Here is a 16,524-nt window from a genome sequence, read left to right on the forward strand (position 1 = left end):
ACAACGAATGCTCAGGACCGCTGAGCGTTCGATGCGAGCAATTCCTTCAATATCGCCGCCGGGTCGGCGCGTTTTTGCTGACGATAGTCCCCGACATGACGAACGAATAACGTGGCGCGCGCCACCAGGCTCTTGCCCAGTACCGGCTTGCGCTCCAACTCTTCCTTGATGCGTTGAAACTGCGCCTGGATCACCGCATCGGTGTAACGCGTGCCGGTGGCCAGGTTGTCGATATAAATCGCCACCGCGCCGTCCAGGGCACTGCGACCATTGTCGATGGCCGTGGCAAACAGCTGGGCGCTGGCCTCGTCCTTGGCGTCCAGGGCAACTTGCCGACTGTTCTGCAGATTGGTCAGGCGAATGTTGTAGTTGTTGACGGTCTCGGCCACCAAGGCCGACGACTGGATCAGGTTGCCCGCCGCTTCTTCGCGCTGCTGGGCGATGAGCGAGACGTTGCGCTTGAGCTCTTCGTTGACCAACCCCAACTCGGCTTGCAGGCGCGGGTCGACGCTGGCGGCGATGATGCTGTCCAGGCGCTTGGTCGGGTCTTCGGCGTCGTCGATGGCATCGGTCAGCGACGCCAGCCGGCCTTCTTTTTGCCACTGGGCAAACAATTCCTTGTAGCGCGAACGCGGCGCCGACAACGCCCCGACCGCCACGCGAAAGCCGGTGGTTTCGTTGCTTTGCTCGGTGCCGTCGGCAGTGAACAACGGGTACTCGCGGCGCATGCCGGTGAACAGCGTGCCCTCGCCTTCCAGGTAGTTGCCGCCCTTGACCACGAAGCCGCCATAGGCGCCCTGGCGGCGGCCGGCATGCACCAATTGGAAGGATTCCTGGACCATCTCGGCGGCGTTGCCGACCACGTCGAACAGACCGATAGGGTTCGGCAGCTTGGTGCCGATGGGCATCAGCCGCGCGGCTTGGCCGGTGCCGCCGGCGACTTGGTTGAACACCGCCCAATCGGCCAGCGGCCCGTCGCTTTCACTGCCTTCCAGGCGCCGGGGAAAGAGCCGCCCTTCCAGGTCCTGGCGGCTGACGGCCTGGCCGCCCCGGGCGGCGAATTCCCACTCCACTTCCGTCGGCAAGCGCACAAAACCCAGCCCACCGTCTTCGGCGGAGGTGCCGCGACCGCTCACCGGCAGCAGGTCCTTGTGGTACTTCATCAGCCAAGCGCTGTACACCGCCGAGAAACGCTCAGCTTCGAACTTCGACAGTTTCACCTTGGGCAAACGCCCGGCCACGCCTTGGGGCAAATCGGCTTGCAAGGTTTCACAGGCCGGCGCCGCTTCGCCGCTGGCCAGCGATTGCGCCTGGGCCATGACCTGGGCGTATTGCCGGGCCGTAACCTCGTACTTGCCGATGAAGTACAGCATCGGCTTGAGCGGCGTCTTGGCGTCGGTCTTGGGCATCAACGGCGTGATGGTTTTGTTCCAGTCCTTGGGCAGATCCTTGAGGGTGAACTGGCCGTTGATGAAGTCGCGCCGGTAACCGGAAATGAACGACTGCTGGTAACCGGCCTCGCCTTCGCTGAACGGATAACCGAGGCTGATTTCACGGTCGTCCAGGGTGCCCTGGGCGAGGATGTAGACGTAACGGAACACCATCTGCCCTTCGCACGGCAGCGGCAGGCTGACGTCATCGGGCAACGGCTTGGGGTTGTCGAGCTTGTCGCTGCCTTCATCGGCCCAGACCATGCTGGCCAGGCTCAGCGCCACGGCGGCGCCCAATAACTTATACATCGCGAATTCCTTCACACGCCTGGATGCGCGCCACCCGCCAACCGCCACACGCCGCCGCCACGGCGCTGACGCCGAGCACGGCCAGCAGGGCCAAGGTGTAGTGACGCGCCAGCAGATGGCTGGCGTACTCGCCTGGCGACTGCGCAAATAAATGATTGAGACCCGACTGCGCCAGGCCATACAGCCCGGCACTCAACAGGGCCGCAAAGGTGGCACTGTAGAGCGCCTGCAACACCACAAACAACAACAGCGCCGCCGTGGAAACCCCCAGCAGGCGCAGCACCGACAGCTCTCGACGCTTACGCTCGACCGCCGCCAGGGCACCGGCAAAAATCGCCGCGAAGGCCCCGGCCAACGCCAACCCGGCGATGATCCAGAACACGATCGACAGATTGCGGCTCAACGATTGCACTTGTGCGATGGTCTGGGCCTGGGTCGACACCAGCAGGTTCTGCGCTGCGAAATACTGGCGCAGCGGCTCCACATCGTCGAGGCTGCGGGCGTACAGACGAAACGCCGGATAGACCCGTTGCCCGCTCACGCCCACCGCATCGCCCGGCCAGTTGAACGCCGGCACAGCGCGGCCGTCGCGGTAATCCTCTGCCGCCTCCAACAGCGCCAGCGGTGCGAACAAGCCGTCCCGGGCGAAGGCTTCCAGCGGCAGCACGTGCAGCACCTGCACGCGGGTGCGCTGCGCCTCACTGCGACCGGCTACCTGCCGACCGAAACTGGCCTGCAACCAATCGCCAGACTTGGCGCCGAGTTTTTCCGCGGCGGTCTGGCTGAGCACCACTTGGTCCAACCCCTGAGGCAACGGCAAGCGCTCGAGCAACGGATCGCCCGCGGCGGTGGGGATCATTTCCACGGTGACAGCCGAAGCGTCGCCGCTCAAATCAGCGGTCGCGGCGATTTGCCGGGTGCGCGGCAAAGCGAAGGCCACGTCACTGCGCAGGGCCAATTGTTCGATGAATCCGGCGCTGAAGCGACCGCCGCCCAAGGGGATGATTTCCCGGGTCGCCGGGTCGTTCTGCAGGCGTTCGGTGAGGCTGCTGACCAGGCCGAACTTCAGGCCGAACAACACCAGCAACGGCGCCACCACCGCCACCAGGGCCAGCACCGAACAGGCCGACAGCCAGGCATCGTTGCGGTAATCCTGCCAGGCCAGGGAAGCCACCAGCGCGCCGCGCATCAGCAAGCCTCCCCGAGGGTGGCGGTGACGCCGCCATCGACGTCGCGCCGGCAACTGATGCGGCGCACCTGCAAACCGCTGGCGCGGGCCAGCGCCTCGTCGTGGGTAGCGACCACACAGCACACACCGTGTTCGCGGGCCTGGGCCACCAGCAACTGCATGACGCGCTCGGCGTTCAGCGGGTCGAGGGCAGCGGTCGGCTCATCCGCCAACAACAGCCGCGGAGCATGGGCCAGGGCCCGGGCACAGCTGACCCGCTGGCGTTGGCCGACGGACAAGTCCGCCGGTTTCTTGTCCAGTTGATCGGCAATATCCAACTGCCCAGCCAGGCGCGTCACGCTGCCGTCATCCTTCAAACCCAACAGTTTTCGCGACAACTCGATGTTGCCGCGCACGTCCAGAAAGCCCAACAGGCCGCCGGTTTGCAAAACATAACCCAGGTGACGACTGCGCAGGTCAGCCAAGGTGCCCTGTTGCGACGCACGCCACAATTTGGCGATGTCCAGCGGCGCATTGGCAGGCGTGAAGTCGAACCGCCCGGCCTGATCAGGCGCCAGTACCAACGCCAGCAGATCCAGCAAGGTGCTCTTGCCACAGCCACTGGGCCCAACCACCGCCAGTTGTTCACCGCCACGCAATTGCAGCCGTGGAATCACCAGGCTGTAGCGCTGGCTGCCGGCGCCCCGGCTTTTGTGCACTGCGCTCATGTCCAGCATCACGGCAGCGTCGACAATGGAACGCGGTACAAGGCGTCACCCGGTTCGGCATCGCCGAAACGCACCCAGTTTGCCAAGTCGTTGTGGAAGGTCTCGTAGAGACGGATTTTCGAATCCAGCTCGTCGATGAAGTCTTCCTGCTCCGCCACGCTCAAGGACAGCCACAAATCCTGGGTCATGTTCAGCGACTTGCTGCGGTACGGCAGCCCTTCGAGGTACTCGCCGAGGATCCCGCCATCGGCCAGGTTGCCGCCTTTGCGCAAGGCTGACGGGTCGCGGCTCATGTAGGCGCTGGCGCTGGCGATTTCCTGGAAGAAATCCTTGGGCGAACTCTGGGTCTTGCGGGCCGCGTCGACGATCAGCTTGAGCGATTGCTGCAAATCGTTGAGTTGCAGCTTGGTCAGCATCACGCAGACCTGGAACGCCGGCAGCGCCGGGTTGGTCAGGTCGCGGTCGGCAGTCCAGGCACTGACCAGTTGCGGGGCCTGGCTGGCGGATTTACGCCCCAAAAAGTCCATGTGCATGGCATAGCCGACCGCCGCCGATTTGTCGGCCAGGCTCGGTGCGGCGCTCAGCAGCGGCACGGCTTGCGGCTTGTTGCTGCGCACCTGGTGCACCAGGTTGGCGAACACCGAGCCGATCTCGTCGACACGCTCGCCGAACTTGCGCACATCGGCGCCCGGCACCGGAATGTACAGGTCACCGATCTGTGGATTGGCGTCGGCGGTCAGGGTGCGGTATTGGCTCTGGGCACCGGCGTGGGTTTTCTTGCCGGCGTCGCTGAGCAGGTGCAACGCGTAGATCTTGATCTGCTTGCCCAGCGCCGCCTGGCGCACTTCGGCCTCGTTCATTTGCGTGGCGGCAAACGGATCGTTCTTGCGCAGGGCACCGGCGTCGGTGACCAACAGGATCAAGCGCCCGCCGTAACCGGACCAGTCCATGCCTTCGACGGCTTCCATGACCCCGGCAAACGCATCTTCGTTGAACGAATGGCTCGATACCGTGGACGCCTTGACCTGCCGCGCCAACTCCATGAAGCGTTGCGGGTCGCGGCCCTGTTCCAGGGTGATCAGGGTCTTGGCGACGTATTCCAGGCCGGGGGTTTTCTTGATGCTGCTGCGGAAACCCACCATGCCGAAGCTGACGCTGTCCAACTCGCCACGCTCGGCGATGCGGGTTTGCAGCTCGTGGACCACGTCGCGGACCTGGTCGATGTAGGGCTGCATCGACACGGTGGTGTCCACCACCAGCACCACGGCGGTGCGGAACGCGTCGGCGTTGGCGGTGGTGATGGGCGTGTTGGTCGCCGCCCTTGGCGTGTTACCCGGGTCGATAGACGCCACATTCAGCAACTGCACCGGTTGGCCGTTCTCATCGAGGCTCTCGCGGGAATCGAAGATCGGCAACAGGTAGAACTGGTTTTGCGGCACAGCGCTGGCGGCCGGTTCCAGGGCCAGTACTTGCTGGTCCTCTTGCGGGCTCTGCTGGGCCTTGAGCAGCACGTTCTTGGCCGCCGAAGGGTTAGCCAGCAGCTTTTCCACTTCGCTGGGCTGACGCAGGAACATCACCGGCGCACGGCCGGAACGTTCGGTGAATTTGAGCACCAGGCTTTGCTTCCAGTCGCTGACCTGGGCGGCCGGCAACCAGCCGTCGCTGCGCCCGTCCGTGGCGGCGCCGACTCGCACCCACGCACTGCCGTCGACGTCCTTGCGCTGATACACGTACAGCACGGAAAACGCCGGCAGCGCCTTGCCCGGTGCCGCACCTGGCGCGTCGGCGAGCTTCGCCCCCGGTTTGCTGAGCACGCGCTGGAACAGGGTTTTCTTGCCGGCCATCAACAGCGGACGCTGGCCCCCGTCGGCCTCGGTCGCTACCGGTGGTTGAGCAGGCGGTTTGACCGCGGGTACTTGCGGAGTCTTCGGCGGCGAAACTTCAGGGGGTTTCACCGTCGAGGTCGAGGCCGTCGGCGGCTTCGCGGGCTTTTCAGCATCACCGGACAACCACCAATAACCCGCACCACCCAACGCCAGCGCCACGGCCACCGCAACGGCGGCGAGGGCGAACACCGGCCCCTTGCGCTGCTCCGACACCGAGGACTGAGGCGTCGGTTTTACCGGCGGCGGAACGGGCTTGGACTGTGGTTGGGGTTGCGCCGGTCCGGTGGGAATGTCGATGGACATCGGCGTCAAACCCGCCAAGTCGTCGCCCGCCGACTTCGTCGAAACAGGCAGCGGCAACGGCCGGATCAGCGTCGCTTCCGATTCTTGGGGCAGGTTATCCAGCGCCCGCAGCAACGCCGCCGCATCCGGGAAACGCTCCGCCGGATCCTTCGCCAACAGCTTGCGCAACACGTCCTGGTAACGGCCATGGTGCACCGGCAATTCCGGCAGTGGTTCGGTCAGATGCGCCAACGCCGTGGACAGTGCGTCGTTACCGGTATACGGCAGTTTGCCGACAAGAATTTCGTAGAGCACCACGCCGAGGGCGTACAGGTCGGCGCGGCCATCGATGTCCTGCCCACGGGCCTGTTCCGGGCTCATGTAGCTGGGCGTGCCGACCGCGAAACCGGCCTGGGTGAATTGGGTGCGGTCGTCCAGGGACTTGGCGATGCCGAAGTCCGAGAGCACCGCCGTGCCGTCGGCACGGAACAGAATGTTGGCTGGCTTGACGTCGCGGTGGACCAGGCCCAGCCCATGGGCATAACCCAGGGCCGAAGCGATCTGGCGAATGTAGATCAGGCCCTGCTCCGGCGTCAGGCCGGCGGCGATGCGCTCCTTGAGCGTGCCGTTGGGCAGGTACTCCATCGCCATGTAATACAGTTCACCGACATTGCCGATGTCATGGATGGTGACGGTGTGCGGGTGCGACAAGCGCGCCAGGGTCTTGCCTTCGCGCAGGAAACGCTCGCAGAACGTCGGGTCGGCGGCCAGCGCCGCCGCCATGACTTTCAACGCGACCTTGCGCTCCAGGGAGCGCTGGGTCGCCAGGTAGACGCTGGCCATCGCACCTTCACCGATCGGCCCTTCGATGTCGTAGCCGGGGATGACAATGTTCAGGGTCAAGCTCATGACGGCACCTTCACGACAACCACGGTGATGTTGTCCGGCGCGCCTCGCATCAGGCCCAGGGACACCAGGCTGCTGGCGATTTCGCCGGGCTCGTCGTGGCTCAACACTTCGCGGATTTCGTCGTCCTCGACGGTCTTGGTCAGCCCGTCGCTGCACAGCAGGTAGCTGTCGCCGGGGACCAACAGCAACTCGGCCATCGCCAGGTTCAGTTGCGCCTCGACGCCAATGGCCCGGGTGACGATGTTGGCCCGTGGATGCACCCGCGCTTCGGCTTCGCTGAGCAGGCCGCTGTCCTGCAGGTCCTGGACGTAGCTGTGATCGCGAGAGACGCCTTCGAGCACGCCGTCGCGCAGGCGATACAAGCGACTGTCACCGGCCCACAGGCACATGCCGCGCAGGTCGCGGGTGGCCAATACCACCACGGTGCTGCCCATCATGGTCACGCCACGGTTGGCGGTTTCCTCCCGCACGGCGGCGTTGACCCGCAGCAGGTCGCTTTGCAGCGCCGCGACGTATTCGTCCAGCGAGCGGCCCACGGCGATGCTGCGCAGGCTGTCGACGATCAGGCTGCTGACGTAGTCGCCCGCCGCGTGCCCACCCATGCCATCGGCGACCACCCACAGGCCGTTTTCCGGCAGGTCCAGGCAGGCGTCTTCGTTGACCTGGCGGACCATGCCGACGTGGCTCTTGCTTGCAGACTTGAATGCTTTTCCGGCACTTGGACGCATCTACACAACACCCTCTTGGCCGAGCAAAAATTGGGCAAAATCAGCGGCGGCCGGCAGGCCCTGGCAGCGCATCAAACCGGGCGCGATGCGCTCCGAACCCTGGCCCCACCACAGGCTGACGCCTTCGCAGGCCGACTCGGCCAGGGCAGACATGCGCCGCTGCGGGTCAGTGGCATCGAAGCGATGCAGGCTGGCAAACCGACTGCTGGGGCTGCGCGGCAGATGCTGCGGACTACCCAGGTTTTCCAGTTCTGCGCCGAAGGCCTCGAAACTGGCCTCCACGTTCAACGTGCTCAGCAACAGGTTCTCCACCCGTTCGAACCAGTCGTCCGCACCGCCCACCACCGACGCGGGGTCCGCGTCGGGCTCCAGCAGCACCGCAACGGTCAGCGGAAAATAGCGGCCGACCCGGTCGATGCTCGGCATCACCACGCCGACGGCGGCGTCCGGTCCACAGACCCCGGGCGCGACCATGAAGCGCCACAACGGGCTGACCAGATAGGCATCCAGCCAGCGCTCGCCGAGGCTGGTCTGGCTGGCGAGCAAACCCGCCGCCAGCCACGAGTCCCACGGGCTGATAAAGCTCTGCGGCAAACCACGGCTGACGAAATCGCCACGGCTGGCCAACTTTCCGTAGAAGCCTGGCGTACTCATAGCCGCTCCGGCAGGCTGAAGCCGCTGAGCACCCGGCTCTTGAAGGGGTTGAAGGCGCTGTTGGCGCGCAACTCGTAAGAGGCGCTGGCGCCATCGACCCGCAGCCGCAGGTTGAAGCGATCCGGCGAGTTGCCGGCGGTCAGGTCCGATTGTTCCAGCAGTCGGAACCAGGCCCATGGCCCATCCAGAGTGATGCCGGAGCGACCGCTGGAGGAAGGCGGCATGATCGAGATCCGCACCACGCCAATGCTGCCCGGATTGGGCCATTGCATGGCGGTCGGACGGCTCGGGCCGTGGTCGTAGCTCAACTGTTGGCCGTCGAGGTCGAGCAGAAATTGGGTGATGGTCGAGTCCATCGCCACCGGTTTGAGCTCGAAACGCACCATCGGCTGGGTGCCGCCGGAACGGAAGAACGCATCGCGGATGGTCGCCGCCCGCTGGAAGGTCTGCAGCACGCCTGGGGCGATGCCGAGCTTCTGCGCCGCGCCCGGCTGCCAGCGCCAGGTCGGGGTCGAGGTGTCGACGTAGGGTTGCAGGTACTTGCGGAAGTAATTGTCCATGACTCCGCCAACCCCGAAGAACTGACCGAAGTCATCCAGGGTCGCGTCCCGCGCACTGCCCGGCGACATCGGGTAACGCCCGGCCAGGGACTGACGGTAGATGTTCACCACTTCGCTGGTCCAGGCGGCGTTCAGTTGATTGCGCACCCCACCCATCATGCTGTTGGTGGTGGAGTTGACCACCGACTTGACCAGGCCCTGCACCAGCGGCGGCTGGCGTTCAGCATTGAGGCTGACGCGGGTGGCGGCGGCCGATGCCTGGTTCTTGGCTTCACCGAGCAAGGCATCGCCGCTGGCTCCGACCATGGCGCTGACCTGCACGTACAAGGCGTTCATGTCGGCCAGCAGGCCATCGATGGCCGCCGGTTCGCCTTCTTGCTTACTGACGATGCTGTTGAGCTCGGCGAAGTGCGCGGTGATCGGATCATCGCTGGTCGCCGGTGCGTTTGAGCTCGCCTGCTCCTGGCCGAGCAAACTGCCCAGGCGCTCCTTGAGCTTGTCCACGCCGCCCTCCACCGGCGCACCTTGGGCGGCCAGCAGGCGTTCATCCTGTTGCAGGTCGGTTTCCTTCGCCACAGCCACCAGCAGCTTCTTCAACGGCGAGCTCGGGCCGGAAAGCACCCGCAACACATCGGCGGCCTGGGCCACGCTGGTGATCGGCACGAAGTCGATATCCGCCAGCAAGGCGTCCCATTGACGCTGATAGTCCTGGAAGTACAGGCGACGCACATCGGCGGCCAGGCTGGCGACGTTCTGCTGATCGGCCTGTTCGTGACCCAGCACCCACTGCTCCTCGGCCAGGGTGCCGGTCTGGCTCAGGCTGGTGAGCAGGAAGCCCTGGCGGTAGCCCTTGACGGTGAAGAAGCCGCTCAAAGGCTCGCCCAACGGCTTGCCGCTCTTGCGGCTGAACACCAGCGCCGCGTCACGCCCGGCGGCTTCGTTGATGCGGAAATCCGGTACGCCTTCAGGCAGTTTCTGGCGTTTGATCCGGTCGTAGACACGCTGGGCCACGGGCAATTGTTGCAACTGCCGGCGCAGGTCTTCGATCAGGCGTGGGTCCAGGCGCGCAGTCGGTGGACGCCGCTCGAACAGCGATTGCAGATGCGCGGTCAAGGCCGCACGTTGCTCTGCCGGCAAGTCTCGCGGCAGGCTGCGGTCCCAATCCAGGGCGATCCAGGCCTTGATGAAATCGGCATCGTAGTGCTCGTTGTCGGCGAGCATCAGGTAGGCCTTCAAGCCCTCGTAGAGGAAGTCCGAATTACCGCCGCTGTGCAGCTGTTCTTCGATGCGGGTCAGCAGCCGTGGGGCGAACACCGCGATCAGCAACTTGCGATAGACGCTGCCGGACTCGGCTTCGAGCATGTCGCCCTGGTACAGCCCCAGACCTTCAGCCCAGTCAGGCGCATCATCGGCCAAGTGCTTCACGGCATTGAGCAATGGCAGCACCGTCAGCACATCGCGCTGGGCCGGGCTGAGGTTTTGCACGGTCTGGCCCAACGGCGCGACCTTCTGGTCGACCTGGGTGATGTAGGCCTGGTTGGCGCGGTAGCTGACCCACCACAACGTGCTGACCACCAACACCAGCACCACGGTGGAGGCCAGTACACCCCGGGCGATCCACTTGCGTCGACGCTCGACTTTCGGATCGACGCCCACCAGCCCGCGCTCGGCGAAGGCCACGGCGGTGAAGAGTTTTTCGATGAAGTAACTGCGCCCGGTACCGGTCTGGCGCGCCAGGTGCTGGCGGTCCAGGTTCATGCTCTGGGCCATGGAACCGATCAGGCGGTCGATCGGGCTGCCTTCCTGGGTGCCACTGGTGAAATACACACCGCGCAGCAACACGCGCTCTTCGAAGGCGTTGGGTTTGAACACGCCTTCGAGGAAGCTTTGCAGGCAATCTTTCAAGGCGCCGAATTGCTGCGGGAAGCCGTAGATCAGATCGCGCCGCGCCGGATCACGCTCTTGCTGCAAGCGCTCGACCAAGCGGTCGTTGAGGCGTTGCTCAAGGCCGGTGAATTCGCTTTGCAGGTGCGCCAGCGGGCTGTCGTTGCTCTTGCCATCGTCCAGGGCGAAGGTCATGCCCCAGACCTGGGCGCGCTCTTCCTTGCTCAGGGTATCGAAATACTCCATGAACCCGGGCACCAGGTCGAGCTTGGTGAGCATCAGGTAGATCGGGAAGCGCACGCCCAATTGGGTGTACAGCTCCTGGATCCGCAAGCGAATCGCGGCGGCATGGGCGGCACGCTCGGCGTCGCTACCCAGCAACAGGTCGGACAGGCTGATGGCGATGAACGCACCGTCAATCGGGCGCCGGGCCCGTTGTTTTTTCAGCAGGCCAAGGAAGCCCAGCCACGCGGCCTTGTCGACGGTCGCGTCACTGTCCTGGGTGGTGTAGCGGCCGGCGGTGTCGAGCAGGACGGCCTGGTCGGTGAACCACCAATCACAATTGCGCGTGCCGCCCACGCCGCGCACCGCACCGGCGCCCAGTTGCGCGGCCAGCGGGAAATGCAGCCCGGAATTCACCAGCGCCGTGGTCTTGCCCGAACCCGGCGGGCCGATGATCACGTACCACGGCAACTCGTAGAGGTTGCGACGCTCATCACCGCCCAGCTTGGCTTTCTTGAGCAGGGTCAGGGCTTCGTCCATGCGCTGGCGCAGGGTTTCGAGCTCTTCGGCAGTGGCGATGCTGCTGGGGTCGGGCGGGGTTTGCGCGGCCAGGCTGCGCATCACTTCGGCGGCCTGACGGCGAGCCTGGATGATGCGTAGCACCCGGTAGGCGATCCACACCGCGAACACCAGAATGATCAATGCCCAGCGCCGGCCTTCGGGCACCAGCCACTCCAACAGCGGGCCGACGAACCAGATGATCAGGCTCAGGGCAATCAGCCCCAGCAACGGAATGACCCAGCGGGTCATAAAACTGAAAAACGCCTTCACTCGACCCCCTCCGCCAATACTGTGATTTCAACCCGACGATTGCGCGCACGCCCCTCTGTGGTGGCGTTGGACGCCAGCGGCTCGGTGTCGCTGCGACCTTCCGCGCTGAAGCGCTCAGGCTGGCCGGTCTTGGCCGAGAGAATCTCCAGCACCGACCTGGCCCGCGCCTCGGACAAGGCCCAGTTGGACGGGAACCTGAGGGTGGCGATCGGTCGATTGTCGCTGTGGCCGGTCACCAGGACCTGGCCCTTGACCTTGCGCACCGCATCGGCAATGCGCAGCATCAACGGCTGGAAATCGTCCTTGATGCTGGCGCTGCCGGAGGCGAACAGTTCATCGCCACGGATGGTCACCACCGAGCGGTCAACGGCGTCTTCCACCGCAATCCGACCGGCCCTGATTTCATCGGCGAGGAAACCGGCCAGGCGTGGCCGTTCGATCACCTTCGGTTGCACCACGGGACGGTCGATGGTCTGTACCGGGATTTCACCCAGGAAGTGAATGTTCTTGAACACCGGTTCGGCATCGGAGGCCAGCTTCATGCGCAGGCCGAACAGCAGCGCCAGCAGCAGCGCCGCGCCGATGGCCACGGCGATCCACGGCGGCATGAATTGGGCCAGTCGATCGCGGGCCACGGTGACACCGCGCCAGTGCGGCGACAGCTCACGCTCGTAGTCGCCACGGGCACTGCGGATCACGCCTGCGGTGCGCTCACGCAACGCTTCCAATTGGCTGCGACCGTCGTTCATCACCCGGTAGCGCCCCTCGAAACCCAGGCACATGCACAGGTACAACAGCTCCAGCAGATACAAGCGCTCACGCGGGCTTTGCAGGCAATGCTCCAGCAGCTGGAAGACCTTCTCGCCGCCCCAGGCTTCGTTGTGCACGGTGATCAACAGGCTCTGCTTGCCCCAGTCGCTGGTGCCACCCCACGGCGTGCTCAACACCGCTTCATCGAGGGCGGTGCACAAGGCGTAGCGGGCCAGCAACACTTCGTTGCGCACCACGCCGGCGGCCTCGGCGCGTTCTTCGAACTGGCGCAGGTAGGCCAGCAGTTGCGCGCGCAAACTGGCCGGGGCCGGGTGAGCAATGGTGCTGCGCAGGCGCGTCAGCAGGGCCAACAGCGGGCCGGCGGCGCTCTCCAAGGGATTGAGGCCCTGGGCTTTGCCCGTCAGGACCGGCGCGGCCGGCATCGACAGTGGTGCCGGCGCAGGCGTCGGCTGTGGGCGACCAGCGTCCGGGCGGAAGGGATCTCCACCGCGGCCACCGGGGGTTGGCATGAACTGGGTACGATCGTCGTTGCTCATCGCGGTTTATCCTCGGATCGCCCAGAAAGCCAGGTTCAGCCCTGGGAACTGGCCGGCGATGTGGAACGCAAAGCCGCCGGAGTTGCTCAGTTGCTGCCAGTGGTCGCTGCCCCGGTCGAGTTCGTAGTAGGTAGAACCGGCGTGGTACGGCAACTGGCGTGGCGCCACCGGCAATGGCAGCAGGCCGATGCCTGGCAGTTGCAGGTTGACCAGGTCGCGGATGTGCTCCACCGAACCGACTTTGCTCTGCTGGCCGAAGCGGCCGCGCAGGGTTTCGGCCGGGACGTCGGCGCGCACCACCAGGATGAAACTGGCGCTGTCGAGCAGGGTCTTGTCGGCCAGCATCGCCACGTGGATGCCGTAGGCTTTCTCGACAATCGGAATCGGCGTGGCCCTGCTGTCGATCAGCATCGACAGGGCTTCGCGCAGGGCCTGCATCACCGGCGCGTAACTGAGCGCCAGGTCATCGTGCTGGTATTGCGGGTACTCCTGCGGTCGTCGCCCGGAAGCGGTGAACGTGGAGAACTCGCCGGCCAGGCTCACCAGCTCGCTGTAGAACCGTTCGGGGTGCAAAGGGCTCAACTGGCTCAGGTGCTGGATCAGCGGTTGAGCGCGGTTGACCAGTTGCAGCAGCATGAAATCAGCGATCTCCGAAGCACCACCGGCACCGGAAGCCACCACCCGCCCGGCGAGGGCTTCGCCGCGTTGATGGAGCAGGCCCAGCAGTTCGCTGCGAAACGCCGCCAACGGTTTGGAAGCGATCACGTCCAGCAGCGGCGGGATGTAGCTGTCGTCGAGCACCAGGGCGCGGTCGGCACGTTTTTCCTTGATGCGCACCACACCGACGGCGGCGTAGTCACCGATGCCATCCTGAGCGGTCAAAAGGCGCAACGCCCGGGAGCCCAGGGCCACCGGCGCACGGTTTTCGAACGGTGCGTTGTCGTCGCGCACTTCGCTCACCTGGCTGACGTAGCGCGCCGCGCCCAGGGCTTCGCCTTCATCCACGGTGTCACGGGCGCCGGCACGCTTGAGCGGCAAGGCCAGGTACACCAGGCCATCGCGCAGGTTGTCGTCGACGTTCAGCGGTGTGGGCGCCAGGTCATCCTGGGGAATGTTGAACGGCGTGCCGTCCGGCAGCAGGCCGCGCGCCGAGATAATCGCCAGCTTGCCCTGGGCCAGCAGGCCCTGGTCGATCAGCAATTCGGAAAAACCCCAGGCGCCGGCCGACAACGGGCGGCTGCGAGCGTCAATGAGGTTTTCCAGGTAACGGTCGTGCTGCTGGAAGTGCTGCGTTCCAATGAACATGCCTTCCGACCAGACCACGCGATTATTCCAGGACATGGGGGCTCCGATTGCTTATTGGGCAGGGCTGGATGGGGGAACGACGGCGGCGCTGCGCACGGCGCGCACGTCGAGGCTGATCTGGTATTCGGTGTATTCGCGCGCCGGGACATTCATCACCGTGCGCCACAGCGACTGATCCAACTCGCGATAGCCCACCAGTATTCCGATATGCCGCGTGGCCGGGTCGAGGTCGCGTTGCAGGCTCAACTGCTGGCCGGGTTGGATCAGCACCTCATCCTGATCGATCAGGTCGGCGCCCAGCGTTGCCTGGGCGCGTTCGGCCAGGGCGAAATAATCGGAACGACCGAAGGTGGCAGCATTTTTCAATTCGAAAATGCGCACCCGGACTGGGGCCGGTTGGCCGGTGGCACCGGGGTTGAGCCCGGCAATGGCATGAAAGTGCAGCTCGATGGCGGCGGTGTCGGCCTCAGCTTCTTCGGGCTGGGGTTGGGCCGCATCCTTGGCGCACGCCGTCAGCAGAAGCGCGGTGGCGACTGCTAGTAAAAACCTGGGAATCATCCTGCGTCCTCAATGACGTTTGAGCTATCCGTTGTTGGCTTATCAGTATTGTTATAGGACAGCGACGCTCAACGGCGTCGCTGTCGTGTGCTGTGTTCTTCGTAGGCGCGACTGAATTCACGACCGAACAGGTCCTGGAAATCCTCCTGGGCCTCACGGGAAATGTTGCCGTAGAGCTCGGTGAATTGCTGCCAGTACTGGGCCTGTCGCGAACCACTGAAGATCCCCGACAACCCACCGGGTTTGCCCATGCGCTCTTCCAATTGTGCCGGCTCGAAGCGCGCCAGCAGATGTTTGATCGCCGCTTCCACGCCGGCCATCACGGCCAACTGGTGGGCGCGCAGGTCGTCGAAACTGTCACGCACCGCCGCGTCCGGCGCCATGAACGCCTGATTGCCGTGGCGCAATAGCAAGAGCAGCGCTTCGTCGACGTTGGGCGCGAACTTCAGTGGATTGTTTTCCACCGGTTGAATCATTGTCTGCTGAATGCGGAACTCACCCTTGAGGCTGCTACGAGCGCGCAAGACATCGATCAGCCCCTCGACCATCAGCCGATAACTGCGCCCGATGCTTTCCATCTGCGCTTCGGCCTGGGCCTTGTCCAGGCGCAACTGATCGAGCCCGGCGCCGCGCAGGAAGGCTTGCAGCAGATCGGGCTGGGCGGTTTCGACCGCAGCAACAGGTGCAACTGGAGCGACCGGGGGCTCGACGCGGGTCACTGGCGCTTCCCGCACGGGCGCCGGCGGCGGTGCACTGATTTCAGCAAAGATGTCGACGAGCGGAGCCTGCGCAATAGGCGTCGCAACCGGCTCGACCACCGGCGGTAGCGGCACCGACGGCGGGGCCACGGGCAGCGGAGCAACGGCCACCGGTGCAGGCTTGTCGCTGAAGGGGTCCCAGTCGTCCGGGATCACCGAAGCGGACGGTGGTATCACCGGCTCAACCACCGGCGGCGGGCTCGGCCGGGCAATTGGCGTCGGCGGGCGGAAATTGTGCTGCTCGGCCGGCACATGGTCAGGCTGGGCAGCCGGCGGGACGCTGGTCGGGGTCAGGAAGTCGAACAGGTCCGGCAGGGTGTCCATGGACGACACGCCCTGGAAATGCGCCGGCGGGGCCACCGGGATCGACGATGGTGTATTCACGGCAGCGCTTTGGTGCCCCATCAACGCCTCGAAGCTGCTGGGCGCTTCGGCGAACGGGTTGCTGTCGGTGACCGGCAGGTTGAAATCGACACGTGCCTGGATTTCATAGTCACCGATGCGGATCACTTCACCATCTTGCAGCGGCTCGCTGTTGCCCTTGCGCAGGCGAATACCAGCCTTGACCAATTCCACACCATTGGTGCTGTTATCGGTTAAGTAATAGCGCCCGTCCTTGTATTGGATAACGCAATGTTTGCCGGAAACCAGACGCTCAGGATCCGGCAATACCCAGTCATTATCGGAATTGCGGCCAATTGCCATCACCCCCTGGTTCATGGACTTTTCAGAACACTGGCCTGGGGTAATCTTGTGATAACTAGTGATAGTCAAACACAGCGGCATCTCGCCTCCTTGCTGAATACTTCTTGTCGCGTCATCGCGTGCGGGCAGTGAAGGGATTTTCACCCTGGCGACTCGCCATCAAACTTTGTAACAACCGTGAAACCGGCTTTTTGCCAGCATCCATACGGATTTTAACCTTCTCGCGTGACAAAAAACCTGCGTCTGTGCCTGCTTCGACCTACGGGTCGCGCGGGTTGTTAAGCACCTCACAACTGTCAC

General features: G+C 64.6%; 11 protein-coding genes. All 11 read right to left on the reverse strand.

The features are described 5' to 3' along the window. Nucleotides 1-11: 11 nt before the first annotated feature. The 11 genes from EPZ47_RS29115 to tagH all read right to left on the reverse strand — a co-directional run bounded on the left by EPZ47_RS29115 (nucleotide 12) and on the right by tagH (nucleotide 16,305). Nucleotides 12-1,739 (reverse strand): formylglycine-generating enzyme family protein, encoded by a 1,728-nt coding sequence (locus tag EPZ47_RS29115; protein ID WP_135847794.1) that lies wholly within the window; start codon nucleotides 1,737-1,739, stop codon nucleotides 12-14. After that, nucleotides 1,732-2,928, reverse strand: coding sequence for an ABC transporter permease (locus tag EPZ47_RS29120; RefSeq protein WP_135847795.1), 1,197 nt, complete (start codon nucleotides 2,926-2,928; stop codon nucleotides 1,732-1,734). The genes EPZ47_RS29115 and EPZ47_RS29120 overlap by 8 nt, the downstream gene beginning before the upstream one ends. After that, complete coding sequence (locus EPZ47_RS29125; protein WP_135847796.1) at nucleotides 2,928-3,644, reverse strand: ABC transporter ATP-binding protein; 717 nt, start codon at nucleotides 3,642-3,644, stop codon at nucleotides 2,928-2,930. Before EPZ47_RS29125 ends, EPZ47_RS29120 begins: the two co-directional genes overlap by 1 nt. Beyond that, nucleotides 3,644-6,712: a serine/threonine-protein kinase gene (locus tag EPZ47_RS29130; protein ID WP_135847797.1), complete on the reverse strand. Its 3,069-nt coding sequence runs from the start codon at nucleotides 6,710-6,712 to the stop codon at nucleotides 3,644-3,646. The genes EPZ47_RS29125 and EPZ47_RS29130 overlap by 1 nt, the downstream gene beginning before the upstream one ends. Next, nucleotides 6,709-7,440, reverse strand: a complete 732-nt coding sequence (locus EPZ47_RS29135) for a PP2C family protein-serine/threonine phosphatase (RefSeq protein ID WP_135847798.1) — start codon at nucleotides 7,438-7,440, stop codon at nucleotides 6,709-6,711. The genes EPZ47_RS29130 and EPZ47_RS29135 overlap by 4 nt, the downstream gene beginning before the upstream one ends. Beyond that, the gene (gene tagF / locus EPZ47_RS29140; protein WP_135847799.1) at nucleotides 7,441-8,094 is read right to left on the reverse strand and encodes a type VI secretion system-associated protein TagF; all 654 of its coding nucleotides are present in this window, start codon (nucleotides 8,092-8,094) and stop codon (nucleotides 7,441-7,443) included. After that, nucleotides 8,091-11,591, reverse strand: a complete 3,501-nt coding sequence (gene tssM / locus EPZ47_RS29145; RefSeq protein ID WP_135847800.1) for a type VI secretion system membrane subunit TssM — start codon at nucleotides 11,589-11,591, stop codon at nucleotides 8,091-8,093. Before tssM ends, tagF begins: the two co-directional genes overlap by 4 nt. Further along, the gene (locus tag EPZ47_RS29150) at nucleotides 11,588-12,898 is read right to left on the reverse strand and encodes a DotU family type VI secretion system protein (protein ID WP_135847801.1); all 1,311 of its coding nucleotides are present in this window, start codon (nucleotides 12,896-12,898) and stop codon (nucleotides 11,588-11,590) included. The genes tssM and EPZ47_RS29150 overlap by 4 nt, the downstream gene beginning before the upstream one ends. Nucleotides 12,899-12,904: 6 nt before the next feature. Continuing rightward, complete coding sequence (gene tssK, locus EPZ47_RS29155) at nucleotides 12,905-14,239, reverse strand: type VI secretion system baseplate subunit TssK (protein ID WP_135847802.1); 1,335 nt, start codon at nucleotides 14,237-14,239, stop codon at nucleotides 12,905-12,907. Between the two features lie 15 nt (nucleotides 14,240-14,254). Continuing rightward, the gene (gene tssJ, locus EPZ47_RS29160) at nucleotides 14,255-14,761 is read right to left on the reverse strand and encodes a type VI secretion system lipoprotein TssJ (protein WP_135847803.1); all 507 of its coding nucleotides are present in this window, start codon (nucleotides 14,759-14,761) and stop codon (nucleotides 14,255-14,257) included. Nucleotides 14,762-14,829: 68 nt separating this feature from the next. Next, on the reverse strand, nucleotides 14,830-16,305 hold the full coding sequence (gene tagH, locus EPZ47_RS29165) for a type VI secretion system-associated FHA domain protein TagH (protein WP_135847804.1): 1,476 nt from the start codon (nucleotides 16,303-16,305) through the stop codon (nucleotides 14,830-14,832). Nucleotides 16,306-16,524: the final 219 nt, after the last annotated feature.

The organism is Pseudomonas viciae, from assembly GCF_004786035.1.
Lineage (GTDB): Bacteria > Pseudomonadota > Gammaproteobacteria > Pseudomonadales > Pseudomonadaceae > Aquipseudomonas > Aquipseudomonas viciae.

Coding starts and splice junctions, on each gene's coding strand:
- EPZ47_RS29115 (WP_135847794.1), bottom strand. CDS start 1,739: ATGTATAAGTTATTGGGCGCCGCCGTGGCGCTGAGCCTGGCCAGCATG.
- EPZ47_RS29120 (WP_135847795.1), bottom strand. CDS start 2,928: ATGCGCGGCGCGCTGGTGGCTTCCCTGGCCTGGCAGGATTACCGCAAC.
- EPZ47_RS29125 (WP_135847796.1), bottom strand. CDS start 3,644: ATGCTGGACATGAGCGCAGTGCACAAAAGCCGGGGCGCCGGCAGCCAG.
- EPZ47_RS29130 (WP_135847797.1), bottom strand. CDS start 6,712: ATGAGCTTGACCCTGAACATTGTCATCCCCGGCTACGACATCGAAGGG.
- EPZ47_RS29135 (WP_135847798.1), bottom strand. CDS start 7,440: ATGCGTCCAAGTGCCGGAAAAGCATTCAAGTCTGCAAGCAAGAGCCAC.
- tagF (WP_135847799.1), bottom strand. CDS start 8,094: ATGAGTACGCCAGGCTTCTACGGAAAGTTGGCCAGCCGTGGCGATTTC.
- EPZ47_RS29150 (WP_135847801.1), bottom strand. CDS start 12,898: ATGAGCAACGACGATCGTACCCAGTTCATGCCAACCCCCGGTGGCCGC.
- tssK (WP_135847802.1), bottom strand. CDS start 14,239: ATGTCCTGGAATAATCGCGTGGTCTGGTCGGAAGGCATGTTCATTGGA.
- tssJ (WP_135847803.1), bottom strand. CDS start 14,761: ATGATTCCCAGGTTTTTACTAGCAGTCGCCACCGCGCTTCTGCTGACG.
- tagH (WP_135847804.1), bottom strand. CDS start 16,305: ATGCCGCTGTGTTTGACTATCACTAGTTATCACAAGATTACCCCAGGC.